21 protein-coding genes are annotated in these 25,551 nt (G+C 68.2%); 12 read left to right on the top strand and 9 right to left on the bottom strand.

Going from position 1 to position 25,551, the window contains the following annotated elements:
- Positions 1–5 precede the first annotated feature (5 nt).
- Positions 6–320 (top strand): thioredoxin, encoded by a 315-nt coding sequence (gene trxA, locus AB0K28_RS13050; protein WP_345393145.1) that lies wholly within the window; start codon positions 6–8, stop codon positions 318–320.
- 202 nt (positions 321–522) lie between these two features.
- Here trxA and AB0K28_RS13045 read toward each other — a convergent pair whose 3' ends face one another.
- Positions 523–1,140 carry a GNAT family N-acetyltransferase gene (locus AB0K28_RS13045; RefSeq protein ID WP_345393148.1) on the bottom strand — a complete coding sequence of 206 codons (618 nt, stop codon included), beginning with the start codon at positions 1,138–1,140 and terminating at the stop codon, positions 523–525.
- Between the two features lie 270 nt (positions 1,141–1,410).
- On the opposite strand from AB0K28_RS13045, the gene AB0K28_RS13040 reads away from it, so the two are divergent.
- The 4 genes from AB0K28_RS13040 to AB0K28_RS13025 all read left to right on the top strand — a co-directional run bounded on the left by AB0K28_RS13040 (position 1,411) and on the right by AB0K28_RS13025 (position 5,598).
- Entirely contained in the window at positions 1,411–2,643 is a 1,233-nt protein-coding gene (locus tag AB0K28_RS13040) for a PLP-dependent aminotransferase family protein (protein ID WP_364368950.1), read from the top strand.
- A gap of 169 nt (positions 2,644–2,812) precedes the next feature.
- A complete protein-coding gene (locus AB0K28_RS13035; protein WP_364368722.1) occupies positions 2,813–3,769 on the top strand; it encodes a D-alanine--D-alanine ligase in 957 nt (318 codons plus the stop codon).
- Positions 3,770–3,979: 210 nt separating this feature from the next.
- Positions 3,980–5,026 (top strand): low specificity L-threonine aldolase, encoded by a 1,047-nt coding sequence (locus tag AB0K28_RS13030; protein ID WP_364368719.1) that lies wholly within the window; start codon positions 3,980–3,982, stop codon positions 5,024–5,026.
- Positions 5,027–5,445: 419 nt separating this feature from the next.
- Positions 5,446–5,598: a hypothetical protein gene (locus AB0K28_RS13025; protein ID WP_364368716.1), complete on the top strand. Its 153-nt coding sequence runs from the start codon at positions 5,446–5,448 to the stop codon at positions 5,596–5,598.
- Positions 5,599–6,749: 1,151 nt separating this feature from the next.
- Here the strand turns inward: AB0K28_RS13025 and AB0K28_RS13020 are convergent.
- From AB0K28_RS13020 to rpmH, 8 genes are all read right to left on the bottom strand, one after another.
- Positions 6,750–7,712 carry a ParB/RepB/Spo0J family partition protein gene (locus AB0K28_RS13020; protein WP_364368713.1) on the bottom strand — a complete coding sequence of 321 codons (963 nt, stop codon included), beginning with the start codon at positions 7,710–7,712 and terminating at the stop codon, positions 6,750–6,752.
- A 1,661-nt stretch (positions 7,713–9,373) separates the two neighbouring features.
- Positions 9,374–10,300: a ParA family protein gene (locus AB0K28_RS13015; RefSeq protein WP_364368710.1), complete on the bottom strand. Its 927-nt coding sequence runs from the start codon at positions 10,298–10,300 to the stop codon at positions 9,374–9,376.
- A 146-nt stretch (positions 10,301–10,446) separates the two neighbouring features.
- Positions 10,447–11,118, bottom strand: coding sequence for a 16S rRNA (guanine(527)-N(7))-methyltransferase RsmG (gene rsmG, locus AB0K28_RS13010; protein ID WP_345393151.1), 672 nt, complete (start codon positions 11,116–11,118; stop codon positions 10,447–10,449).
- 842 nt (positions 11,119–11,960) lie between these two features.
- Positions 11,961–12,449 (bottom strand): R3H domain-containing nucleic acid-binding protein, encoded by a 489-nt coding sequence (locus tag AB0K28_RS13005; protein ID WP_364368706.1) that lies wholly within the window; start codon positions 12,447–12,449, stop codon positions 11,961–11,963.
- Positions 12,450–12,469: 20 nt separating this feature from the next.
- Entirely contained in the window at positions 12,470–13,393 is a 924-nt protein-coding gene (gene yidC / locus AB0K28_RS13000; RefSeq protein WP_364368703.1) for a membrane protein insertase YidC, read from the bottom strand.
- 4 nt (positions 13,394–13,397) lie between these two features.
- Positions 13,398–13,682 carry a membrane protein insertion efficiency factor YidD gene (gene yidD / locus AB0K28_RS12995; RefSeq protein WP_355417625.1) on the bottom strand — a complete coding sequence of 95 codons (285 nt, stop codon included), beginning with the start codon at positions 13,680–13,682 and terminating at the stop codon, positions 13,398–13,400.
- The gene (gene rnpA, locus AB0K28_RS12990) at positions 13,679–14,041 is read right to left on the bottom strand and encodes a ribonuclease P protein component (RefSeq protein WP_345393154.1); all 363 of its coding nucleotides are present in this window, start codon (positions 14,039–14,041) and stop codon (positions 13,679–13,681) included. The genes yidD and rnpA overlap by 4 nt, the downstream gene beginning before the upstream one ends.
- Before the next feature lie 59 nt (positions 14,042–14,100).
- Positions 14,101–14,238, bottom strand: a complete 138-nt coding sequence (rpmH, locus tag AB0K28_RS12985; RefSeq protein ID WP_043614899.1) for a 50S ribosomal protein L34 — start codon at positions 14,236–14,238, stop codon at positions 14,101–14,103.
- Between the two features lie 441 nt (positions 14,239–14,679).
- On the opposite strand from rpmH, the gene dnaA reads away from it, so the two are divergent.
- The 7 genes from dnaA (at position 14,680) to gyrA (ending at position 25,548) form a co-directional block, all read left to right on the top strand.
- Positions 14,680–16,263: a chromosomal replication initiator protein DnaA gene (gene dnaA, locus AB0K28_RS12980; RefSeq protein ID WP_364368947.1), complete on the top strand. Its 1,584-nt coding sequence runs from the start codon at positions 14,680–14,682 to the stop codon at positions 16,261–16,263.
- A gap of 542 nt (positions 16,264–16,805) precedes the next feature.
- A complete protein-coding gene (gene dnaN / locus AB0K28_RS12975) occupies positions 16,806–17,945 on the top strand; it encodes a DNA polymerase III subunit beta (RefSeq protein WP_364368698.1) in 1,140 nt (379 codons plus the stop codon).
- Between the two features lie 45 nt (positions 17,946–17,990).
- On the top strand, positions 17,991–18,935 hold the full coding sequence (gene gnd, locus AB0K28_RS12970; protein WP_345393160.1) for a phosphogluconate dehydrogenase (NAD(+)-dependent, decarboxylating): 945 nt from the start codon (positions 17,991–17,993) through the stop codon (positions 18,933–18,935).
- 64 nt (positions 18,936–18,999) lie between these two features.
- Positions 19,000–20,244: a DNA replication/repair protein RecF gene (gene recF, locus AB0K28_RS12965; RefSeq protein WP_364368695.1), complete on the top strand. Its 1,245-nt coding sequence runs from the start codon at positions 19,000–19,002 to the stop codon at positions 20,242–20,244.
- Positions 20,234–20,746: a DciA family protein gene (locus tag AB0K28_RS12960; RefSeq protein ID WP_364368692.1), complete on the top strand. Its 513-nt coding sequence runs from the start codon at positions 20,234–20,236 to the stop codon at positions 20,744–20,746. The genes recF and AB0K28_RS12960 overlap by 11 nt, the downstream gene beginning before the upstream one ends.
- Positions 20,747–21,087: 341 nt before the next feature.
- The gene (gyrB, locus tag AB0K28_RS12955; RefSeq protein ID WP_345393163.1) at positions 21,088–23,031 is read left to right on the top strand and encodes a DNA topoisomerase (ATP-hydrolyzing) subunit B; all 1,944 of its coding nucleotides are present in this window, start codon (positions 21,088–21,090) and stop codon (positions 23,029–23,031) included.
- An 18-nt stretch (positions 23,032–23,049) separates the two neighbouring features.
- Positions 23,050–25,548, top strand: coding sequence for a DNA gyrase subunit A (gene gyrA / locus AB0K28_RS12950; protein WP_364368689.1), 2,499 nt, complete (start codon positions 23,050–23,052; stop codon positions 25,546–25,548).
- Positions 25,549–25,551: the final 3 nt, after the last annotated feature.

Here is a 25,551-nt window from a genome sequence, read left to right as displayed (position 1 = left end):
GCACCGTGAAGGCTGTCACCGACGCCAATTTCGATTCCGAGGTCCTCAAGAGCGACAAGCCCGTCCTGGTCGACTTCTGGGCCGAGTGGTGCGGCCCGTGCCGTCAGGTCGCGCCCATCCTCGAGGAGATCGCCAAGGAGCACGGCGACAAGCTGGAGATCGTCAAGCTCGACATCGACGCCAACCCCGAAGTTCCGCGCCAGTTCGGTGTACTCCAGATCCCGACCCTGAACGTCTATAAGAACGGCGAGGTCGTGAAGCAGATCATCGGCGCCAAGCCGAAGGCCATGCTGCTGCGCGAGCTCGAGGGCATCATCTAGCTCGTCTTCCGGCGGATGGGTTGCCCCCTCGGGGGACGCGCTGCGCCCTGCGAAAGCCCCTCGTGGTTCGGTCCGCGAGGGGCTTTCCGCTTGGCGGGTGTGCGTAGGGGGTTGTGACGCTGTGGCGCCTGCGGCACCGTCAGGCGGGCCCGTGAAGCGGTCAGGCGGGCCTGTGAAGCGGTTGGACGGGCCTGTGAAGCCGTCAGACGGGACGCAGGGCGCGTTCCGGACTCATGGAGCCCAGGAGGCGTTCGAGAGCCACCTCGACGTCCTCACGCCACGAGACAGCGCTCTTGAGCTCCAGCCGCAAGCGCGGAAAACGCAAATGCGGACGCACGGTCTTAAACCCCACAGAAAGCAAGTATTCCGCTGGAACTACGCAACTTGGTTCTTCCCACTTCAAGTCCCCGAAAGCTTCAATGGCTTTCACCCCGCGCCGCGTCAGGTCTTTGGCGACACCCTGAATCAGCATGCGCCCGAGCCCGCCACCCGAGAACTCCGGAATGATGTGGGCCGTCATCAGCAAGACCGCGTCGGCGCTGACCGGCGAGGTGGGAAAGGCCACCGAGCGCGGGCTGTAAAGGGGTGGGCTGTAGAGCACGAACCCGGCAGGCACCCCGTCGACGTACACGATCTTGCCGCAGCTGCCCCACTCCAGCAGCGTGCCTGAGAGCCACGCCTCCTTCTCAAGGCCCGGATCGCCCGAGCCGAGCGCCCGCTCCCCGTTGACGGGATCCAGCTCCCAGAACACGCACCGCCGGCAGCGGCGCGGCAGATCTTCAAGATTGTCCAGGGTTATGTTGACCAGCCGGCGCGACAACTACCGCCCCTATCGTTGACCCGGAAAAGCGCGCGAAAACCGCGTCCACAGGTGGCATCGTAGCCCAGTACAGATGTCGTCAGCGGACACCACGACGGTCCAGCCCGGTCACGGGCGACATGTCCGTCTGGCGTAATCTGGTATTTCAGTCCGATATAGACACTTAGGAGGTGGGCCGTGACAGAAGAGCTGGATCACGGTCAGACACCCGCGACCCAAGGGTCGCGCATTGACGCCTACGTCGATCGGTACGCCGCGCGAGCTACCGGGATGGTCGCCTCCGAGATCCGAGCTCTCTTCGCCGTCGCGTCGAGGCCCGAGGTGGTCTCGCTCGCCGGCGGCATGCCGTACGTCACGGCCCTCCCCCTCGACATGGTCGGCGAGCTCGTCTCCGACCTCGTCACGCGGCGCGGCCCCGTCGCGCTGCAATACGGCTCCGGCCAGGGTGACCCGCACCTGCGCGAGCAGATCTGCGAGGTCATGAAGCTGGAGGGGATCAACGCCGGGGCGAACGACGTCGTCGTCACCGTGGGGTCGCAGCAGGCCCTCGACCTCATCACCCGCATCTTCATCGACCCGGGCGACGTGGTGCTCGCCGAGGGCCCCTCCTACGTGGGCGCCCTCGGCACGTTCGCCGCTTATCAGGCCAAGGTCGTCCACATCGCCATGGACGACCAGGGCATCGTGCCCGAGTCGCTGGCCCAGACGATCTACGCCCTCGAAACCGCGGGCGCGCCCGTCAAGTTCCTCTACACCATCCCGACCTTCCAGAACCCGGCCGGTGTCACGCTCAACATCGCCCGCCGCCAGCAGGTGCTCGACATCTGCCAGCGGGCCGGGATCCTGGTCATCGAGGACAACCCGTACGGACTGCTCGGCTTCGACGGCGAGCCGCTGCGCGCGCTGCGCGCCGACAACCCCGACGGCGTCGTCTACCTCGGCTCCTTCTCCAAGACGCTGGCCCCCGGCTTCCGCGTCGGCTGGGCGCTCGCGCCCCACGCCATCCGCGACAAGCTCGTGCTCGCCATGGAGTCGGCCGTGCTGTCCCACTCCTCGTTCACGCAGCTCGCCGTCGGCCAATACCTGGCCACGCAGCCGTGGCGCGAGCAGATCAAATCCTTCCGCGAGCTCTACCGCGAGCGCCGCGACGCGATGCTCGACGCGCTCGAATCGCTGATGCCGCCCGAGGTGACGTGGACCCGTCCCGGAGGCGGCTTCTTCGTGTGGGCCACCCTGCCCGAAGGGCTCGACTCCAAGGCGATCCTGCCGCGAGCCGTGGCCGAACGGGTCGCGTTCGTGCCCGGCACCGGGTTCTTCTCCGACGGCAGCGGGGCCCGCCACATGCGGCTGTCCTTCTGCTTCCCCCAGCCCGACCGCATCCGCGAGGGCGTACGCAGGCTCGCCGGGGTGATCGAGCAGGAGATGCAGCTGCGCGACACGTTCGGCACGGGGTCCACGCGCGAGCACCAGGGCGTGGACACGCCAGGGCCCGACCTGGCCTAGCCGGCTGATCCGCCGGAACGGGAGGGCGCTTCATGCGCCCTCCCGTTCTCCTTTTCCCCAAGGAATCCGGCTGAGATGGGATGGGATCGCCGCACATAGCACCTCACGTACACCCCCCATCCCCAGCGCCGGTACGGTTGGACAGCGTGTCGTCAGCGGAGGAGTTGTGATGAGCGATCTGGGCCACGTGCTCGTGCTGGCCGGAGGTCTCTCCTACGAGCGAGAGGTGTCTCTGCGCTCAGGTCGCCGGGTCAGCGAGGTGCTGCGGGCCACGGGCATCGACGTCGAGGCGCGCGACACCGATGCCTCGCTCGTCCCCTCGATCCTGGCCGACCCGCCCGACGCGGTCTTCGTCACGCTCCACGGCGGCGCGGGCGAGGACGGCGCCATCCGTTCCGTGCTTGAGCTGCTCGACGTCCCCTACGTCGGCGCCGACCCCGACGCGTGCCGGGTCGCCTTCGACAAGCCGACCGCCAAGGCCGTCGTACGCTCCGTCGGCCTCCGCACCCCCGAGTCCGTCACCCTGCCGAAGGAGACCTTCCACGACCTCGGCGCGACCGTGGTGCTCGGGCGCATCGTCGAGCGGCTCGGGCTGCCGCTGTTCGTCAAGCCCGCACGTGGCGGCTCGGCGCTCGGCGCCTCCTTCGTCCGTACGGCCGAGGAGCTGCCCGCCGCCATGGTCGGCTGTTTCGCGTACGGCGACACGGCGCTCATCGAGCGGTACGTCGAAGGTGTCGAAGTGGCGGTCTCCGTCGTCGACCTCGGCAACGGCCCGGTCGCGCTGCCGGCCGTGGAGATCGTGCCCGACGAAGGGGTCTACGACTACGCCGCCCGCTACACCGCCGGCCACACCGAGTTCTTCGCCCCCGCCCGCCTGTCCGCCGCGGCCGCCGCGGCGTGCGCCGAGACCGCCGTGACGGCGCACACGGCGCTGGGGCTGCGGGACGTCTCGCGTACAGACCTGATCGTGGACGCCGCCGGCGTGCCCCACTTCCTTGAGGTGAACGTGGCGCCGGGGATGACGGAGACGTCCCTGCTGCCGATGGCGGCGGAGGCGGCCGGGCAGGACCTGGGTGAGCTCTGCCGCGCCCTGCTCCAGAACGCCGCCAGCCGCGCCAGTCGCTGAGGGGCGCTTGCATTGGCGCGCTTGCATTGGGGCGCCTGCCGTGGTGGGCACCTGCGTAGGGGGCGCTTCGCGCAAGGTGGCGCAGTGGGCGGGCAGGGGCTTCGCGCAAGGGGGGGTGCCAACCGGTCCCAGTGGGCCGCTAGGGGGGGCGCTTCGCGCGAGGTTGGCTTGGCACCGACTCGGTGTCAGTGACCTAAGTAGCCTTACGGTGTGCTGTTCGATTCCATGTACCCCAAGAGCTTCGCCAGCGACAACCACGCAGGCGTACACCCGACGATCCTCGCCGCCATGACCGCCGCGAACCACGGGGACGCCCCCGCCTACGGCGACGACACCTGGACGGCCACCTTCGAGGACAAGATCAGGGAAGTCTTCGGCCCGACCGCCCAAGGCTTCCCCGTCCTCAACGGCGCAGGCGCCAACATGGTCGGCCTGGCCCCCATGCTCGGCCGCTACGACGGCATCATCTGCGCCGAGACCGCCCACATCGCCACGCACGAGACGGGCGCCACGGAACGCCTGCTCGGGGTGAAGCTCCTGACGGTCCCCACGGAAGACGGCAAACTCCGCCCTGCGGACATCAAGTCCCGCCTCAACGTCCTGGGCCTCCACCACGAGCCCCAGCCCACGGTCGTCTCGATCTCCCAGGTAACAGAACTAGGAACCTGCTACTCCCCCGAGGAGATAGTCGCCCTCGCCGAGACAGCCCACGAGTCAGGTTTGCGGCTCCACGTCGACGGCGCCCGCCTCGCGAACGCCGCCGCGTACCTGGGCTGTGACCTGAGGTCGATCACCACCGACGCAGGCGTGGACATCTTCAGCTTCGGCGGCACCAAGAACGGCGCCCTAGCCGCAGAGGCCGTAGTGGTCCTGAACCCATCTTTGGCAACCGCAATCCCCTTCCTCCGCCGCCAGTCCCTCCAACTGGCTTCCAAGATGCGCTTCATCTCAACCCAACTGACGGCCCTCCTAACGGACGACCTTTGGCGCGAGAACGCCACCCACGCCAACCACATGGCCATCCGCCTAGCGGACGGCTTGAAGGACATCTCAGGCGTGTCCCTGGCCCACCCCGTACAAAGCAACGCCGTCTTCGCCACCCTCCCCCACGAGGTCGCGAAATCCCTCCTGCAGCGCTACCTGTTCCACTTCTGGGACGAGCCCGCCGGCACCGTCCGCTGGATGACCGCCTTCGACACAACAGAGGACCACGTGGACGACTTCCTAGACTCCCTCCGCAAAGCCTCCACGAGCTAACCCAAGGCACCGCCGGCTCCACGTGAAACCACTCCCACAGCGGCAGCTCCCCCACTCTCCACCAAAGCCGAACTCTTGAGCTCCACCACCACGAGGGCAAGAGCCGCAACCACGAACCCACAGACCCGCCCACGCCTGAGGCCAGCTACCCCCCACCACCGGCACCCGCATGAGACGAACAACCCGCCGTCTCCCGCTGCCTCGTTTCACGTGAAACAAGGCAGCGAGAGGGCGCGGCGGGAGGGCAAGCACTCGCCCCCGACGGCCGAGGATCGCAGAAACCGAGCACTCCCACTCAACCTCCAACGCACCCGCCGCCGCAGCGCCAGCCCTAGCCCCAGCTCAGCTCCAGCCGAACCGCAACCCCGACCAAAACCAGAACCGCAACGGGCAATGGACCATCGACAGCGGGCAACGGCATGGAGCAAACAGCACGGGCACGAGCACCGCACGAGCACGGGCACGGGCACGGGCAGGGGCGCCGCACGGCACGGGTACCGCACGGCGACGGCGACGGCGACGGCGACGGCGACGGCGACGGCGACGGCGACGGCGACGGCGACGGCGACTAAACCACAGCAACGTTTCACGTGAAACACGCCCAACCACACCACCGCTGAGGGACTTCTCAAGAACCGGTTCCCCAGACACACGGCGCTCTGCTCAGCACCGCAGCAACAGCTCGTGCGGTTCGCATAGGTGCTCCTGCCCGGATTCGGGGTCGGTGTCGGTGGCCCGGACACAACTGGCCCACCACTCACCAACCAGCCGGCACCTCTCCCTGTCCCCGCTAACCCCACCGCCTGACCGACTCCCGCTCGCCGTCTCCCTCCTCCCCCGCTTCACCATCACCCACCTGGCTGTCGCCACCCCACGTTTCCCACCCACACGGGGGGGCACGCAACGCCCTGCACCCCGATTGAGCCAACGCACACTCCCCGCCCCGCGGCCCCTCCGCCCCCACATGTCACGCCTCAAGCCGCCCCACCCCATGTCTGAGCCAAGGCACACCTCCCGGCTCCCCGGCTCCCCGGCTCCCCGGCTCCCCGGCTCCCCGGCTCCCCGGCTCCCCGGCATGTTCACCCTTCAGAGTGGTCCACCCTTCGGGATGACTCACCCCTCGGATGGCTCACCTCGCCCTTGCCTCCTCCCGCACTACTCCGCTTGGCGATGCCGCGCACCCCGGCGCTGCCTTCCAAGACGCCACGCCTCCGCTCGGCTCACCGATTCGGTCAGCGTGCCTCTCCTTGCTCGCGCGCTGCGGATGCCACCGCACACGACCCACCGACGGCTACAAAGGCGGGCTACCCGCCCAGCTGCCGCCCCCGCCCACCACGCGCTGAGCAACGTGTTTCACGTGAAACACCGAGATGCCGCGCTCACCCTTGTTGGGCCTTAGAGCCTGGCCTCGGTCCCCGAGACATCCTGAGAACAGGTGACCGGCCTGATCCCCAGAATGGTCAGCACCCCGGACGGTCGGTCCTCAACCACTAACCGGCCCGGACCGTCTCGGCAAGGCGCTGACGGCTCGGACGCGGTGTCCGTGGGAGATGCCGAGTCGGGGTCGCCGTCGCCGTGCATCTCGCCCTTGCGCCCATGCCGTCGGTTCCGGTCTCAGTCCCGGGGGTGCGGTCTTCGAATCTCCTCAGTGCGGCGGGCGTATCGCTCGTGTCCTTAGACCTGATGCGAGTGACAGACGGGCCCAGAGCCGGAACTTCGGGGGTCAGTCCTCGGTTTCTCGCATTGCTCGGGCTGCCTCCGGGGCCATCGTGCCGATGATGCGCTCCAGGTCGTCGATCGTGGCGAACTCCACGACGATGCGGCCCTTTCGCCGTCCCAGGTCCACCTTCACCTTGGTTTCGAAGTGGTCCGAGAGGCGGTCGGCGAGGTGGGTGAGGCCGGGGGCGGTGGGCTTGACGGGCTGGCGTTCGCGGGGTGCCTTCTTGGCCGCCTTGGCGCTGCCCATGGCGACGATCTCTTCCACCGCTCGTACCGACAGCAGTTCGGCCACGATCCGCTTGGCGAGCTGGATCTGCTCCTCTGCGTTGTCGAGGCCGAGGAGCGCCCGCGCGTGTCCGGCGCTGATCGTCCCGGCGGCGACCTTCAGCTGGACGTCAGGAGGGAGGTTCAGCAGACGCAGGGTGTTGGTGATGTGGGAGCGGGAGCGACCGACCTTCTGTGCCAGCTGTTCGTGCGTCGCCTGGAAGTCGTCAAGAAGTTGCTGGTACGCCGCCGCTTCTTCAAGGGCGTTCAGCTGTTCACGCTGGAGGTTCTCGATCAGCGCGTCCCGCAAAAGGTCGGTGTCCTGGGTGTTGCGCACGATGGCGGGCACCGGGTCCAGGCCGACCTGCTTGCACGCCCGCCAGCGCCGCTCCCCCATGATCAGCTCATACTGGCCACCGCCGATCGAGCGCACCACGATCGGTTGCAGCAACCCGACCTCACGGATGGACGCCGCCAGCTCCTCCAGGCGCTCCTCATCGAAGATCTCACGCGGCTGCCGGGGGTTGGGGACGATCGCCTTGAGCGCGACCTCCTTGAAGTACGCTCCGGCGATCGGCTTGGGACCCATCTCCTCCGTTGACCCGTTGGCCGGGGCCGGCGCCGCCCCCGTGCCGTCAACGATGGGACCGGTCGGGATGAGCGCCCCGAGTCCCTTGCCCAATCCCCGCCGCTGCTGGCTCACTGCGTCTCCTCATCCACCCGGTCGATTCCGGTCACTCCAGGAGAGGTTACCGTTGCGGGCCCGACCGAGTGCCCCCTCGCCACACACCGTCCGGTTGGATTTACACCGACACGGTCACAAACCTGCCCAACCCGTGACTGGACCCCACCCCACCCCTGTTTCGCCCTCCCCCCACCCACCTCCGTTCGGCCTGCGAGGGCGTCGCCACCAAAACCCCCTTGCCCAAGAGCCAGAACGCGCCGCAACGGCGTCACGGAAAACGACCGAAAAAGCGCCGTCGGAAGGCAGGAACATCGGGAGGTGAGGAGGCGGGCCAAGGAAGTTGGAGGACGCGCCCAGAGGACGCAATCCGGCCGTCCGGTCCCGGGCACACGAACCTGGGGCACGCTTCAAAGGCCACGACCTCAGAGGCGCGATCCCGGGAGCGCGGCTCCAGGGACGCGGTCCCGGGGGCACGATCCCGGGGGCGTGCTCCCCGGGGACGCGGTCCTGGGGCACGATCCCGAGGGCACGGTCCTGGGGCACGACCCCGAGGGCACGACCCCGAGGGCACGGTCCTGGGGGCACAGTCCTGGGGGCACGATCCCGGGGGCGTGCTCCCCCGGGGCGCGGTCCGGGCGCGCGGTCCTGGGGGCGCGATCCCGGGGGCACGGACTTGGGGATCCGATTCTGAGGGTGCGGCACGGTCTGGAACGGCGCTCCGGAGACGCGCCTTGCCGGCTCACTCAAGCGGACTGCATTGGGGCTCGGCTCGGGGCATGCCTTGTGTGGCGTGGCGTGGCGTCCGGTTCAACCGTGTCGTCCAGTCGAAACTGGGCGTGCGGATGAGTGACAGTGGCACTGGGCGGCCAGCCGCAACCGCTGTCACAGAATGCGCCTGGGGTACCGCCACGCGGCGCGCAAGCCGCCCTCACGCGATGGCCAGTGCGGGCAGATGCACGTTGGGCAGGAAGTTGACTGGCGCGGTCCGCGGCCAGGCGGGCGGGCGGGCGTTGGTGGTTACGCGGCTGTTGGTGGCTAGCGGTCGTCCGTGGTCAGCCGACTGCGGGCGGCCAGGCGGAGGTTGGTGGCTAGGCGGTCATCAGTAGTCAGCTGGCCGTAGGCGGCCCCGCGATCATCGGTAGGCAGGCGGCTGTCTGTGACCGGGCAGCTGTTGGTGCCTAGGCGTCCGGTGAGTGGCTAGCCGGCCGTGGACGATCAGGCGTCCGGTGAGTGGCTAGCCAGCCGGGGACGGCTAGGCGTCCGGTGAGTGGCTAGCCGGCCGTAGACGGCCAGGCAGCCGGTCAGTAGTTGGCCGGCCGGGGCGGCCAGACGGCCGTCCGTGGCCGAGCAGCCGGTGGCGCCCAGGCGGCTGCCAGTGGCTGACCGACCGTAGGCGGCTAGGTGGCCGTCAGCGGCTAGCCGACCCTAAGCGGGCGGCCGTCGGTGGTTGGCCGGCCCTAAGCGGCCGAGCGGCCGTCGGTGGCTGGCCGACTATCAGTGGCCGGCTGGCTGTTGGTGGCCGGGTGACCTTCGGTGGTTAACCAGCCGTCGGTCGCCGGGCGGCCGTCGGTAGTTGCGGTGGTTGGCCGACCGTTGGTAGCCGAGCGACCGTTGATGGCCGGTGGCCGGATGGCCGTTGGTGGTTAGTCGACCGATAGTGGCCGGGTGATCGTTGGTGGTCAGGAGACTGTGGCGCGGTGGGCTATCTCGCGGGCTGCGTCCATGTACGCCATCGCGCCGCTCGACCCCGGGTCGTACGTCATCACCGACTGCCCATAGCTGGGCGCCTCCGACAGGCGCACGCTGCGCGGGATGACCGTGTTCAGCACCGTGTCGCCGAAGTGCGCACGCACCTCATCGGCCACCTGGGACGCGAGGCGGGTGCGGCCGTCGTACATGGTGAGCACGATCGTCGAGAGTCGTAGCGTCGGGTTCAGGTGGGCCTTGATCAGGTCGACGTTGCGGAGCAGCTGCCCGAGCCCTTCCAGCGCGTAGTACTCACACTGGATCGGGATCATCACCTCGTCGGCCGCCACGAGCGCGTTGACGGTGAGCAGGCCGAGCGACGGCGGGCAGTCGATGACGATGTAGTCGAAGTTCACCGCCTCGTACGCCGCCAACGCCCGCCGCAACCGCGCCTCCCTGGCCACCAGGGACACCAGCTCGATCTCCGCACCGGCCAGGTCGATGGTGGCGGGAGCGCAATAGAGGTTGGGCATGTCGGGCACCTGCTTGACGATGTCAGCCATCGGCAGGTCGTCCACGAGCACCTGGTAAACGTCAGGCACATCGCCGCGATGCTCGGTCGCCAGCGCGGTGGACGCGTTGCCCTGCGGGTCAAGGTCGACCACGAGGACGCGCTGGCCGTGCATCGACAGCGCGGCGGCGATGTTGACCGACGTGGTCGTCTTGCCAACGCCGCCCTTCTGGTTCGCCACGGCGATCACTCGGGTCTGGGACGGGCGCGGCCAGGTGCCGTCGCCGTCGCCGGAGGTCTCGCCGGTCTGGGCGGCCGTCTGGGTTGCAGATGTTTCACGTGAAACCACTGAGCTGAGCGCCTCTCGTACCAACGGCGAATCACCGGGGTTCAGGGGGGTCTGGGTCACGATGGCCATCCTTTCAACCAGTGGTGTGCCGGTGCCGGGAATTTGCTGTCGCGACACGCCCATTTCGGGCCAGCCAACCCCGGTTGGACTCTCGGACGAACGGCTGTCCGGCCAGCCAAGACCACTTGACGCGACTGGCACAACCGTCACCTCCTTCGTCGCCGCCTGGCTCGCTCCGGCGCGCGACCCGCTACCACCCGAACCAATGTTGCAGGCGGCTCGACCTTACCGCGCCCGACGGTGACAAGCTCGGCCGTTCGGGCCCCGCTGGCGCGCAATTGCTCCTGCGCCTCGGCCAGCTCGCCCGCCGCCCGCTCCCCCTTCATGGCAATGAGCTCGCCGCCCTCGCGCAGCAGCGGCATGGCCCAGGTCAGCAGCCGGTCGAGCGGCGCCACCGCGCGGGCGCTGGCCACGTCGAACTCGCGCTTGCCCGCCAGCTCCTCCGCCCGGCCGCGCAGCACCTCGACGTTGTCGAGCTTGAGCGCCTGCACGCACTCCTCAAGGAATACGGTACGGCGCAGCAACGGCTCCAGCAGCGTCACCGTGATGTCCTGCCGGACGATGGCGAGCACCAGCCCGGGCAGGCCGGCGCCGGAGCCGATGTCGACCAGCCGCACGTCCGGCGGCACGGCCTCGGCCACGACAGCGCAGTTGAGCAGGTGGCGATCCCAGATCCTGGGCACCTCCCGCGGGCCCAGCAGCCCGCGGACGACACCGGGACCCGCCAGCAGGTCCGCGAACGTGTTGGCGCGATCCCAGGCCTCCCCCGCGAAGACGTCCCGCGCTATCTCCGGCGGCTCCGGAAGCTCATCGCTCACTGGTTGGTGGCCTTTCTGGGGCTCGTGGCCCGCGTGATCGGGGTGATGGTCGCCGGGCGCGATCAGGCTGCGGCGACAGGGTCCGGTCTCCACCCAAGGCTACGGGGTGAGATCACAAGGGAAGCCTAGCGGGCCTTGGTGAAGGTGGCCTGTGAGCACGCCGTCAGTGCAACGTTGCGTGGGCAAGTAAAGCGTGACATGTCGGTATACGGGGTCGATCCATGTGGGTGACTGGTCGCCGTACAGGCCGTACAGGCCATACAGGAGGAAGGGGTGAATGTGCACCGGCCGTCCCTCGCGCAGGACGGAGGGCACTGGCCGGGCGCGTCCGCTGCGAGCGAGCCTCGATCGGGCCGCTCGGAGAAGGTCCCAACAGCCGGCCGATCCGACAGTTTCCGGAGCAGGCACAAAGGCCGGCCCGAAAGGACCGGCCGGGGCGCAAAAGCCAGGGCGCAACGGCTCAGTCCTGAAGGACCGGCCGGATGGATGTCGGCCCCTCGGAGAAGTCCCGCCGTCCAGGTCGAAAGAGACTGGACGGCCGGTTCGACGACTCAGAAGAGGGCGGTGCGGAAGGACCGGCCGGATGGATGTCGGCGCCTCGGAGAAGTCCCGCCGACCGGTTGGAAGAGACCTGGTTGGCCGGTCCTCCGGCTACCGGAGCAGCGGCCGGGACCACGAAGGCCGGTCCCGAAGGACCGGCCGGATGGATGTCGGCGGGCCGGAGAGGTCCGGCCGGCCGACCGGGAGAGACCTGGACGGCCGGTCCGACATGGTCGGTACGGCCGGTGAGACGGGGACATGTCGCCCGGCCACAGCGCCGCCGGCGCCCGGCAGCGAGGGTCTCAGGCGGGGAGGACCACCACGTAGCGGTTGGGCTCCTCGCCCTCCGACTCGCTGCGCAGCCCCGCGGCCGCTACCGCGTCGTGCACGATCTTGCGCTCGAACGGCGTCATCGGCTGCAGCGACTTCGGCTCGCCCCGATCCTTGACCTGGTCGGCGATCTCGGTGCCGAGCTTGGTCAGCTCGGCCCGCCGCCGCTCGCGGTAGCCGGCGACGTCGAGCATCAGCCGCGAGCGCTCGCCCGTCTGCCGGTGCACGGCGAGGCGGGTCAGTTCCTGGAGCGCCTCGAGCACCTCTCCCTCGGGCCCCACCAGCTCGGTGCTCTTGAGCCCGACGACGGAGACGAGCGCGCGGTCGCCCTCGACGTCCATGTCGATGTCGCCGTCGATGTCGGCGATGTCGAGAAGGCCCTCGACGTAGTCGGCAGCGATCTCGCCCTCCTGCTCCAGCGCAGTGAGATCAGGAGCCTTCTCCTGCTCGGCCTCGGTCATGGCCGGCCTCTCCTTCGTGTTCAAGACTTCTTGCTGCCGGTGCGCTTGCTGCGGGGTTGCCTGCTGGGCTGCTGCCTGATGATCTTAGGCTCCGGAGGGGGCGGAGGGGCCTGTTCTTCCGGAGTGGTCTTGCGGAGTTTCGCGATCAGGCCGGGCTTGGGCTGCACCGGGACGGGGTTGCCCTTGGCGTCGTACTCCGGCATGGGGTGCCGGCTGTAGAACCAGTGCTGCTGACCGAGGGTCCACACGTTGGTGGTGACCCAGTAGAGGATCAGACCGAGCGGGAAGTTCAGGCTGAAGAAGGCGAACAGCGGCGAGATGTACATCAGGATCTTCTGCTGCTGCGCCATGGGGTTGTCCGGCATCTGGGCCATGGAGCGGGTGACGCTCTGCCGGACGGTGAGGAACGTGGTCAGCGAGCTGACCGCGACGAAGAAGCCGATGACGATCTTCTCGCTGATGGCGGGCGCCTCGAAGAACGTCGCCGGCAGCGGCGCGCCGATGATGAGGGCCTGCTTGGCGCTGTCGACCAGCTCCTGCGTCATGCCGAACTTGGCCTCGTCGGCCGCGATCGCGCGGAGCACGGTGAACATGGAGATGAAGATGGGGAACTGCGCCACGATCGGCAGACAGCCGCCCAGGGGGTTGGCCCCCGCCCCCTGGTAGAGCGCCATGACCTCCTGGTTCATGCGCTGCTTGTCGTTCTTGTAGCGCTTGCGGAGCTCCTGGACTTTCGGCGCCAGCTCCTGCATCTTTCGCGACGATCGCATCTGCTTGAGGAACAGCGGGAAGATCAGGATCCTCATGAAGATGGTCAGCGTGATGATGGTCAGCGCCCAGGTCAGACCGCTGTTGGGATCGAGAACCGTGCTGTACGCGGTATGGATCCAGGTGATGACTTGGGCGACGGCTGTATACAGCCAATTGAGCCAGGACAGCTCCACCGAGCTATCTCCCTTGCGTTTCGTGGGACGGGACCGGGCGTGGGGGCACCGGGTCTATACCTCCGGGATGAAATGGATGGCACCGCCCGATGCGCCGGACAGTCAGCCATATGCCGCGCAGTGCTCCATGTACGGCAATCGCTTCGAGCCCGTATGCGCTGCACGAGGGGTAGAACCGGCAGCGTGGACCGAGCAGTGGGCTGATGAACGCCCGATAGAACCGGATGGGGAGGATCAGCGCCCGAGCAGCGAGGCTCGGCGCCGCCACTCCTTGCGGTTGCTCCGTCATTTCCGTCCACCCGTCGAGGACTCGCGCCGCCTGAGACAACGTTCCAGCGCGAGGTCGAGTTCGGCGGCCAGTTGCTCGAATCGCGCGGACGCGGCCGGTGGATTGGCGCGTACCACAAGCAGGCTACCTCGCGGCAGCCGGTGGAGTCGGTCCCGCATCAGGTGTCGGAGCCGTCGTTTGACCTTGTTCCGGGTCACCGCGCCACCGACGGCCTTACTCACCACGAAACCCACCAGGGGTGGCTCTTCCCCAGAAGTGGTGAAATGCACCACCAAAGTGGGGCGACCGGCGCGCTTTCCGCGCCTGACCGCCGCCTCGAACTCCTCCCCGCGTCGCATGCGGGATTGACGGGACAGCACCGTATACGTCTAACGCCCGCCGGCGTGATCCGCCGGCGGGCTGTCGTCGCGCGGGACGGTCAGGCCGACAGCTTCTCGCGGCCCTTACGGCGGCGAGCAGCGAGGATGGCGCGACCGGCCCGGGTGCGCATCCGCAGCCGGAAGCCGTGGGTCTTCGCGCGGCGACGGTTGTTCGGCTGGAAAGTACGCTTGCTCACGGGTGGGCTCCAGGCTTGATGGTGCGCCGCAGGGGCGCCTAACACACATGGATGGCCTGCCAAGGAAGCGAGGGCACGCGAAATAGCCGTCGCGTGACAAGCCGACCGTCGTACGTTACGGGTCAACGCACCCACAGGTCAAACCGGACGCGTTATCCACTGATCCACAGGCCACTTTTCCACACCGGCCCCACGTCCACAGTTTGTGCACTCAGGTGCCACTAGGCTGTGGACAACGTCTTGAACACAGCTGTGCACAAAGCTACTGTCAGCCCTTCCGGGCCGCTCAAGCCCTGTGGACAGCCTGTGGATCTCCTGTGGAGGGCGTAGCGGAACGCCCGCAGGCCGCGTGTGGACGAAGGGGTCACCGATCATCGTGAGCGGCCGCGGCATGTGGATATCCGATCGCGGGGGGCCGCGAATGAGAGGAGGGGGAACCGCATCGTGAACGGTGTCGACCTCGGCACGGTATGGGCGAGGGCCTTGGGCAACTTCCTCAACGAGAACGTGCCCATCCAGCAGCGTACGTGGCTGTCCATGGTGCGCCCGATCGCGCTGGCCAACGACACGATCGTGCTCGGCGTCCCCAACGACTTCCTCAAGGACCTCATCGAGGGCAAGCTGCGCCCGCTGGTGGCCCACGCGCTGTCGCAGGAGCTCGGCAGGACCATGCGGCTGGCCGTGATGATCGACACCACGGCGCCGGAACAGCCCGCTGGCGACGCTCATCAACAGCCTGTGACTCAGAGTTATCCCCAGGGTGTGGAGAGTCAGCTGCGTTATGCACAACCCGCGCAGCCGCAGCACAACCAGCCTTCCGAGCCTCCGCAGTTCTATTCTCCACAGCCCGAGCAGCAGCAGATATCCACCGACTATCCACAGCAGGGCTTCGATTTTGAACAGGCGCCGTCGTACACACCGCCTGTGGAGAAGTCGCCCGAGCCGGCCCAGAATCGGTGGGAGGCGAAGAGCAGCAAACCTAGCGAACCGGCCAGGCTCAATCAGAAGTACACATTCGAGACATTCGTCATCGGGGCCAGCAACCGTTTCGCCCACGCCGCGGCAGTGGCGGTCGCCGAGTCCCCCGCGAAGGCGTACAACCCGCTGTTCATCTATGGGGATTCCGGGCTCGGCAAGACGCACCTGCTGCACGCGATCGGCCATTACGCCCAGAGCCTGTACGACGGCGCCCGTGTCAGATACGTGAGCTCCGAGGAGTTCACCAACGACTTCATCAACAGCATCCGCGACCACAAGGCCGACGGGTTCCGCGGCCGCTACCGCGCGATCGACATCCTGCTCGTGGACGACATCCAGTTCCTGGAGGGCAAGGAACAGACGCAGGAGGAGTTCTTCCACACCTTCAACACCCTGCACAACGCCAACAAGCAGATCGTCATCTCCAGCGACCGGGCGCCCAAGCAGCTCATCACGCTGGAGGACCGGCTGCGCAACCGGTTCGAGTGGGGCCTGATCACCGACGTCCAGCCGCCCGAGCTGGAGACGCGCATCGCCATCCTCAGGAAGAAGGCCATCCAGGAGGGCCTGGCCGCGCCGCCCGAGGTGCTCGAGTACATCGCCAGCCGCATCTCCACCAACATCCGTGAGCTGGAGGGCGCGCTGATCAGGGTCACCGCGTTCGCCAGCCTCAACAGGCAGGGTGTGGACCTGCAGCTGGCCGAGGTCGTGCTGAAGGACCTCATCACCTCGGAGTCCGACACCGAGATCACGATCGCGGCGATCATGAATCAGACCGCCCAGTACTTCGGCATCAGCATCGACGACCTGTGCGGCACGTCGCGCAGCCGCGCGCTCGTCAACGCCCGGCAGATCGCCATGTATCTCGCCCGCGAGCTGACCGAGCTGTCGCTGCCGAAGATCGGCCAGCAGTTCGGCGGCCGGGACCACACGACCGTGATGCACGCCGAGCGCAAGATCCGGTCGCTGATCGCCGAGCGCAGGTCGATGTACAACCAGGTCAACGAGCTGACAATGCGGATCAAGCAGACACAGCGCGGATCGTGAAGTCGTACACAGCCTGTGGAAAACACTGTGGACCAGCGGAAACGCAAAATCGGGGCGGTCGTTCGCCCCACAATGCTGGGAAAAATCCGTCCACAACGGCTGGGGACAGTGCTGGGGACATCCTGGGGAGAACTTGGGGACTACCAGTGGACAACGTGTGGACAGACTGTGAACAGTCGATCTGGGGCTCCAGAAGGGCCCCTTTTACCCCGTGGATAACCTGTGGAAACCTCGTGGATAACCCCCGATCTTCCGTGGATGACGGGACCATGATCTGGGGACGGCCTGTGGGCGAAGTTTCGTCATCCCCAGGCGCGCGAGTTCTCCCCAGGCGTCACCCACACCCTCGGTGGATAAAAACAGGGGCGCTGACCAGCAAGGACGCCGGTTGTCCCCAGTTTCCACAGCCCCTAGTGTGATGACCTCTTCTCTCTCTAACTAGAAACTCAAAGACCCATAGAGGGGTTCTCCCGGAGCGCGAGGCCGGGAGGGTGGATCCTTGAGATCCTTGAATCAACGACGAACCCAGGAGGCTGATCACCGTGATGTTCCGAATCGAGCGAGACGTCCTCGCTGAGGCGGTGGCATGGACGGCGCGCAGTCTCCCGGCGCGCCCGTCGGTGCCCGTGCTCGCCGGCATGCGCCTGGAGGTCACGGAGGAACAGCGGCTCAAGCTGTCCGGCTTCGACTACGAGGTCTCGGCGGAGGTCACGCTCGAACTGCACACCGGCGAGCCGGGCGTCGTCCTGGTCTCGGGCAAGCTGCTCGCCGAGATCACCCGCGCGCTTCCCGCACAGCCTGTGGACTTCGTGGTGGACGGTGCCAAGGCCGTCGTCACGTGCGGCAGCGCCCGCTTCACCCTGCTGACCATGCCTGTGGAGGACTACCCGTCGCTCCCCGCCATGCCGCCGGCCGCCGGCCGGGTGGGCAGCGACGTGTTCGCCTCCGCCGTCGGCCAGGTCGCCGTCGCCGCCGGCCGCGACGACACGCTGCCGATGCTCACGGGCGTGCGCATGGAGATCGAGGGCGACACGGTGACCCTCGCCGCGACCGACCGCTACCGCCTCGCCGTCCGCGAGCTGAAGTGGCAGCCTGGCCAGCCCGACTTCTCGGCGATCGCGATGATCCCCGGCAAGACGCTGGCCGACACCGCCAAGGCGCTCGGCGCGACAGGCGCCGAGGTGGAGATCGCGCTCAGCTCCGCCGGAGGCACGGGCGAGGGCATGATCGGGTTCTCCAGCGCCGGCCGCCGTACGACGACGCGCCTGCTCGACCCCGAGTTCCCCAAGTACCGCTCGCTGCTGCCGACCGAGTTCTCCGCCCGCGCGGACTTGTCCACAGGCCCGTTCGTCGAGGCCGTCAAGCGCGTCGCGCTGGTCGCCGAGCGCAACACGCCGGTGCGGCTGGCGTTCAGGAGCGGCGAGGTCGTGCTGGAGGCGGGCAGCGGCGACGAGGCGCAGGCCGTCGAGGCGCTGCCGGTCGATTACGAGGGCGAGGAGATGAACATCGCCTTCAACCACCAGTTCCTGCTGGAGGGCCTGGGCGCCATCGACTCCGACGTGGCGCGGCTGCAGATGACCACGTCCACGAAGCCCGCTATCCTCACCGGTGGCAAGCCTGTGGAGGACGGCGCCGTCACGGACTACCGTTACTTGATCATGCCTATCCGGCTGTCAGGCTGAATCGGCCGTCAGGGATGATGGAAGCCTGACAAGGGGGTAGACAACATGCAGATCGGCATGGTCGGACTGGGCAAGATGGGCGGCAACATGGCCGAGCGGCTGCGCCGCGGCGGTCATGACGTGATCGGCTACGACCGCGACCCGGCGATCAGCGACGTGGCCAGCCTCAAGGAGCTGGTCGAGCGCCTGGAGGCGCCGCGCGCCGTGTGGGTCATGGTGCCCGCGGGCAAGCCCACCCAGACCACCGTCGACGACCTCGGTGAGCTGCTCGACGTGGGTGACATCGTCGTCGACGGCGGCAACAGCCACTACGTCGACGACCAGAAGCACGCGCGCGAGCTGTCGACCAAGGGCATCGGCTTCGTCGACTGCGGCGTCAGCGGCGGCGTGTGGGGCCTGCAGAACGGCTACGCGCTGATGTGCGGCGGCGACAAGGCCCACGTCGACCGGCTGATGCCGATCTTCGAAGCGCTCAAGCCCGAGGGCGAGGACGGCTTCGTGCACGCCGGCGACGTCGGCGCGGGCCACTTCGCGAAGATGGTCCACAACGGCATCGAATACGGCATGATGCAGGCCTTCGCGGAGGGCTGGGAGCTGCTGGAGGCATCCGACGTCGTCAAGGACGTCAAGGGCTCCTTCGCCAGCTGGCGCACCGGCACGGTCATCCGTTCCTGGCTGCTCGACCTGCTGGTGCGCGCGCTCGACGACGACGAGCACCTCGAGCAGCTGCGCGGTTATGCACAGGACTCCGGCGAGGGCCGGTGGACGGTGCAGGCGGCCGTCGACCACGCCGTCCCGATGCCGGTCATCACCGCCGCGCTCTACGCCAGGTTCGCCTCGCGCCAGGACGACTCGCCCGCGATGAAGGTCGTGGCGGCGCTGCGCAACCAGTTCGGCGGCCACGCGATCACCTCGGCCGAGGGCAGCACCGGCAAGGGGGCCGACTCCCCCGGCGCCGACGTCACGCCGCCGCGCGAGAGCGATCGCTAACGGTTTTCCACAGGCTGCATGCCGGTGACCCTGGTGGCGGGCGAGGCGCACTAACCTTCGTGGGGTGCATGTCGCCCACCTCTCGCTGACCGACTTCCGGTCCTACGCGTCCGTGGAGCTCGGCCTGGAGCCGGGCGTCACGGCGTTCGTCGGGCCCAACGGCCAGGGCAAGACCAACCTGGTCGAGGCGCTCGGCTACGTCGCGACGCACTCCAGCCACCGGGTGGCGAGCGACGCGCCGCTCGTCCGCAAGGGCGCCACGCGGGCGATCGTGCGCTGCGCGATCCAGCGTGACGACCGGCGGGCGCTGATCGAGCTGGAGATCAACCCCGGGCGGGCCAACCGCGCGCGGCTCAACCGCTCGCCCGTCTCCAGGGCCCGCGACGTCGTGGGCCTGCTGCGCACGGTGCTGTTCGCGCCTGAGGACCTCGCGCTGTCCAAGGGCGACCCGTCAGAGCGCCGCCGCTTCCTCGACGACCTGCTGGTGGCCAGGGCCCCCAGGTTCGCGGGCGTGCGCGCCGACTACGACCGGGTGCTGAAGCAGCGCGGCGCGCTGCTGCGCACCGCCGCGCAGGCCCGCAGAGGCTCCAGGAGCGCCCGGCGGCAGGAGAGTGACGCCGGGTTCTCAGCGGCGGGCGCCGGCGACGTCCTGAGCACTCTGGAGGTCTGGGACGCCCATCTGGCGCGGCACGGGGCGGAGCTGTTGCGGGCGCGGCTGGAGCTGATCGAGGCGCTGCGGCCGCTGGTGGCGAACGCGTACGCGACGCTGGCGCCGTCGAGCGCTCCCGCGACGCTCGCCTACCGCAGCACGTTGTCCACAGGTGGGGACGAAGAAGGGGCTCCCGGTGACCCGGAAGCCCCCGCTGAGCGGGGATCTTTCGATACACAGACGTTATCCACAGACTTGGGGAAAACCCTTGAAGAACGTCTGCGCGAGCGGCTATTGGAGGTCCGCCAGTCCGAGCTCGAACGCGGTGTCACGCTCGTCGGTCCCCACCGCGACGACCTGATACTCGGGCTCGGCGACCTGCCCGCGCGCGGTTACGCCAGCCACGGCGAGTCGTGGTCGTTCGCGCTGGCGCTCAGGCTCGCGGCGTACGACCTGCTGCGGGCCGACGGCGGCGACCCTGTGCTGATCCTCGACGACGTCTTCGCCGAGCTCGACAGCCAGCGCAGGCGCCGCCTGGCCGAGATCGTGGCGCCGGCCGAGCAGGTGCTCATCACCGCGGCGGTGCCGGACGACGTGCCGTCCGAGCTGTCCGGCGGCCGATACGACGTCGCAGAGGGGAGTGTCACCCGTGTCCGCTGACGAGAGTCGCGGCGAGAACGCCACGGCCAGGGGCGTGGCGATGGCCCGCGAGAAGCTCGCCCAGGCCAAGGCCGACGCGGCCAAGCGCGGCCAGCTCCCCCGGCGCGAGCCCAGGCGCAAGGCGAAGGGCCCGCGCAGGGAGGCCGGCGATCCGCAGCTTTTCGGACGCGCGATCGCCGACCTGCTCGCCGACCGCGGCTGGGAGCGCCCCGCCGCGGTCGGGGCGGTGTTCGGCCGCTGGCCCGAGATCGTGGGCCCTGACCTGGCCGCTCACACCAAGCCGGAGTCGTTCGACGACGGCGAGGTGCTCATCCTGGCCGACTCCACGGCCTGGGCGACGCAGGTGCGGCTGCTCGCGCGCACGCTCGTACGCAGGCTCAACGAGGAGCTGGGCGACGGCACGGTCACGAAGGTCAAGGTCAGAGGCCCGCAGAACGCCCCTCGTCCATCAGGTGGATTGCGGGTGACCGGAAGCAGGGGTCCGGGCGACACCTATGGCTGAGCCCGCCGTCGGGCGCGCGTTCTCCCCTTCGCCGTACGTCGCCGGGAGCGGCCAGAAAGCCACAGACGCGATAAGCCCCCTTTCCGGAGGGGGGATGCTTGCCTGGGGGCAAAACGAGCTAGCGGGCATCACAGGCGCGTTCATTGCCACCTTGGCCCTCCGGAAGCGGTAGAATGAAAAAGGATTCCGGACACGTCCGCTTGCGTGTCACCCCGGCAGCAAGCCGACTCCCCTGGGTGACCGCGCATCGGGGCACTCACGACGGTGACGGGCACGGCAGGGGCAGCTTCACGAGATGACGGCCTCCCCCGCCGCGTGTCCGCGGCAGGAGGATTTCGCAGTTGTCCTACGACGCTAGCTCAATCACCGTACTCGAGGGGCTTGAGGCGGTCCGCAAGCGCCCGGGTATGTATATCGGCTCCACCGGTGAGCGCGGCCTCCACCACCTCGTCCAAGAGATCGTGGACAACGCGGTGGACGAGGCCCTGGCAGGTTACGCCACCAGGATCGACATCACGCTGCTCGCCGACAACGGCGTCCGCGTGGTCGACGACGGGCGCGGCATCCCCACGGGCATCCACCCGGTGGAGAAGATCTCCGCGGTCGAGCTCGTGCTGACCACGCTGCACGCGGGCGGCAAGTTCGACAGCCAGTCGTACGCGGTCTCCGGCGGCCTCCACGGCGTCGGCTCGGCCGTCGTCAACGCGCTGTCCAGCGCCATGGAGGTGGAGGTCAAGCAGAACGGCCACTACTGGCGCCAGCGCTACGAGATGTCCAAGCCCACGGCCCCCCTGGCCAAGGGCGAGGAGACCGACGAGACCGGCACCACGATCACGTTCTGGCCCGACCCCGACGTCTTCGAGACCACCACCTGGAACTACGAGACGCTCTCGCGGCGCTTCCAGGAGATGGCCTTCCTCAACAAGGGCCTGCGGATCACCTTCACCGACGAGCGGCCCGACCACGTCAACGGCGAGCCGAAGACGGTCGAATACCACTACGAGGGCGGCCTGGCCGACTTCGTCAAGCACCTCAACACCAAGAAGGAGCCGGCGCACGCGTCGATCATCTCCTTCGAGGAGGAGAGCGACGGCCTCGCGGTCGAGATCGCGATGCAGTGGAACAACTCCTACTCGGAGTCGGTCTACAGCTTCGCCAACGTCATCAACACCGCTGAGGGCGGCACCCACGAAGAGGGCTTCCGCGCGGCGCTGACGTCCATCGTCAACCGCTACGCGCGCGAGCAGAAGTTCCTCAAGGAGGGCAAGGACGACAACCTCTCCGGCGAGGACGTCCGCGAGGGGCTGACCGCGATCATCTCGGTCAAGCTGTCCGACCCGCAGTTCGAGGGCCAGACCAAGACCAAGCTCGGCAACACCGAGGCGAAGTCGTTCGTCCAGAAGGCCTGCAACGACCACCTGCGCGACTGGTTCGAGCGCAACCCGGGCGAGGCCAAGGACATCATCAACAAGTCCCTGCAGGCCTCGCGCGCCCGCATCGCCGCCCGCCAGGCACGCGACCTGACCAGGCGCAAGTCGCTGCTGGAGTCGGGCAGCGGGCTGCCCGGCAAGCTGGCCGACTGCCAGTGGAACGACCCGGAGAAGTGCGAGCTGTTCATCGTCGAGGGCGACTCGGCGGGCGGCTCGGCCAAGGGCGGCCGCGACTCGCGTTACCAGGCGATCCTGCCCATCCGCGGCAAGATCCTCAACGTCGAGAAGGCGCGGATCGACAAGGTCCTGAAGAACAACGAGGTCCAGGCGCTGATCACGGCTCTGGGCACCGGTGTGCACGACGAGTTCGACATCAGCAAGCTGCGCTACCACAAGGTCATCCTCATGGCCGACGCCGACGTCGACGGCCAGCACATCAACACGCTGCTGCTGACGCTGCTGTTCCGGTTCATGCGGCCGCTGATCGAGGCCGGCCACGTCTACCTGTCGTGCCCGCCGCTCTACAAGATCAAGTGGGACCGCAAGGGCGAGGACGCCTCCTACGCCTACTCCGACCCGGAGCGCGACGCGGTCATCGCCGAGGGCATCGCCAACGGCAAGCCCGACCCGCGGCCGCGTGACAACGTCCAGCGCTTCAAGGGCCTCGGCGAGATGAACGCCAGCCAGCTCTGGGAGACCACGATGAACCCGGAGACCCGGCTGCTGCGGCTCGTCACCCTCGACGACGCGGCCCAGGCCGACGACCTGTTCAGCGTGCTGATGGGCGAGGACGTCGAAGCGCGGCGCGACTTCATCATCCGCAACGCGCGCGACGTCCGCTTCCTCGATGTTTAGTCAGAAGGACCTTTACCTGTGACGGACGTGAACACCACTCCCCCGGCTGAGCGCATCGAGCCGGTGGACATCCAGTCCGAGATGCAGCGCAGCTACATGGACTACGCGATGTCGGTCATCGTGTCCAGGGCGCTGCCGGACGTGCGAGACGGCCTCAAGCCCGTGCACCGCCGGGTGCTCTACGCGATGTACGACGGTGGCTACCGTCCCGACCGCGGCTACTTCAAGTGCGCCCGCGTCGTCGGCGACGTGATGGGCACCTACCACCCGCACGGCGACACCTCGATCTACGACGCCCTGGTGCGGCTGGCGCAGCCGTGGTCGCTGCGCTACCCGCTGGTCGACGGGCAGGGCAACTTCGGCTCGCCGGGCAACGACCCGGCGGCGGCGATGCGCTACACCGAGTGCAAGCTCGCGCCCATCGCCATGGAGATGCTGCGGGACATCGACAAGGAGACCGTCGACTTCCGCCCCAACTACGACGGCAAGTCGCAGGAGCCCGACGTCCTGCCGGCCCGCTTCCCGCAGCTGCTGGTCAACGGCTCGGGCGGCATCGCGGTCGGCATGGCGACCAACATCCCGCCCCACAACCTGCGCGAGGTCGCCTCGGCGGTCAAGTGGGCGCTGGAGAACCCTGAGGCCACCGACGAAGAGCTGCTCGAGGCGTCGATCAGGCTCGTCAAGGGCCCCGACTTCCCCACCAAGGCGCTCATCGTGGGCCGCCGGGGCATCGAGGACGCCTACCGCACCGGCCGCGGCTCGATCACCATGCGGGCCGTGGTCGAGGTCGAGGAGGACAAGGGGCGGCAGGCGCTGGTCGTCACCGAGCTGCCGTACCAGGTCAACCCCGACAACCTGGCGCTGAAGATCGCCGAGCTGGTGCGCGAGGGCAAGCTGACCGGCATCGCCGACGTACGCGACGAGAGCTCGTCGCGGGTCGGCCAGCGGCTGGTCATCGTGCTCAAGCGCGACGCGGTCGCCAAGGTCGTGCTCAACAACCTGTACAAGCACACCCAGCTCCAGGACACCTTCGGCGCCAACATGCTGGCGCTGGTCGACGGCGTGCCCCGCACGCTGCGCCTCGACCAGTTCATCCGGCACTACGTCGCCCACCAGATCGAGGTCATCGTCCGCCGGACGCGCTACCTCCTGCGCAAGGCCGAGGAGCGGGCCCACATCCTGCGCGGCCTGCTCAAGGCGCTCAGCCGGCTCGACGACGTCATCGCCCTCATCCGGGCCTCCGAGTCCGCCTCCGCCGCCCAGCAGGGCCTCATGGGGCTGCTGGACATCGACGAGGTGCAGGCGCAGGCCATCCTCGACATGCAACTGCGCAAGCTGGCCGCCCTGGAGCGGCAGGCCATCCAGGACGAGTACGACTCCCTGATGACGCAGATCGCCGAGTACAACTCGATCCTGGCCAGCGAGAGCCGGCAGCGCGAGATCATCAACGAGGAGCTGGCCGAGCTGGTCGGCCGCTACGGCGACGACCGGCAGACGGAGATCATCGCCTACGACGGTGACATGTCCATCGAGGACCTCATCGCCGAAGAGGAGATCGTCGTCACGATCACCAGGGGCGGCTACGCCAAGCGCACCCGTACCGACCTCTACCGGGCGCAGAAGCGCGGCGGCAAGGGCGTGCGCGGTGCCCAGCTGCGCCAGGACGACATCGTCGACCACTTCTTCGTCACGACCACCCACCACTGGCTGCTGTTCTTCACGAACAAGGGCCGGGTCTACCGGGTCAAGGCGTACGAGCTGCCCGACGCCGGTCGCGACGCGCGCGGCATGCACCTGGCGAACCTGCTCGCCATGCAGCCGGACGAGACCGTCATGGAGGTCCTCGACCTGCGCGACTACAACGTCGCGCCCTACCTCGTCCTCGCCACCCGCAGCGGCCTGGTCAAGAAGACCCGCCTGGCCGAGTACGACTCCCCCAGGTCGGGCGGTCTGATCGCGATCAACCTGCGCGAGGACGACGAGGTCATCGGCGCCCGGCTGGTCTCCGAGGCCGACGACCTGCTGCTCGTCTCCAAGGGCGCGCAGTCCATCCGGTTCACCGCATCAGACGACGCGCTGCGGCCCATGGGCCGCGCGACCAGCGGCGTCATCGGCATGAGGTTCCTCGAAGGTGACGAACTTCTCGCCATGAATCGGATCGCCGACGGTCAAGACGTGCTTATCGCCACCGAGGGCGGGTACGCGAAACGGACGCCAGTTGAGCAGTATCCGGTCCAAGGACGTGGCGGTAGAGGCGTGCTTACTGCGAAGATTGTGACTTCTCGTGGCAAGCTGGTCGGAGCCGCCATGGTCAACCCAGAGGACGAGGTCTTCGCGATCACGTCCGCAGGCGGCGTGATCCGGACGAGTGCCGGTGAGATCAAGCAGTCCGGCCGCCAGACCATGGGAGTTCGATTGATGAATCTCGCTGAAGGCGACAGCGTGGTGGCCCTCGCCCGGAACGCGGAGTCATTGGAGACTTCGGTGGAGAGTGAGGAAGACGGGGGAGGAGAGTAACCC

It is taken from the genome of Nonomuraea sp. NPDC049504, assembly GCF_040676845.1.
Taxonomy (GTDB): domain Bacteria; phylum Actinomycetota; class Actinomycetes; order Streptosporangiales; family Streptosporangiaceae; genus Nonomuraea; species Nonomuraea salmonea.
Note: the sequence above shows the minus strand (reverse complement) of the source record. Positions and strands in the feature narration are given on the sequence as shown.

What these genes read in the sequence shown, in the direction of transcription:
- AB0K28_RS13005 (WP_364368706.1), bottom strand. Translation starts at nt 12,449, where the DNA reads ATGACCGAGGCCGAGCAGGAGAAGGCTCCTGATCTCACTGCGCTGGAG.
- yidD (WP_355417625.1), bottom strand. Translation starts at nt 13,682, where the DNA reads ATGACGGAGCAACCGCAAGGAGTGGCGGCGCCGAGCCTCGCTGCTCGG.
- AB0K28_RS13040 (WP_364368950.1), top strand. Translation starts at nt 1,411, where the DNA reads ATGGTCGCCTCCGAGATCCGAGCTCTCTTCGCCGTCGCGTCGAGGCCC.
- AB0K28_RS13025 (WP_364368716.1), top strand. Translation starts at nt 5,446, where the DNA reads ATGGAGCAAACAGCACGGGCACGAGCACCGCACGAGCACGGGCACGGG.
- AB0K28_RS13035 (WP_364368722.1), top strand. Translation starts at nt 2,813, where the DNA reads ATGAGCGATCTGGGCCACGTGCTCGTGCTGGCCGGAGGTCTCTCCTAC.
- gnd (WP_345393160.1), top strand. Translation starts at nt 17,991, where the DNA reads ATGCAGATCGGCATGGTCGGACTGGGCAAGATGGGCGGCAACATGGCC.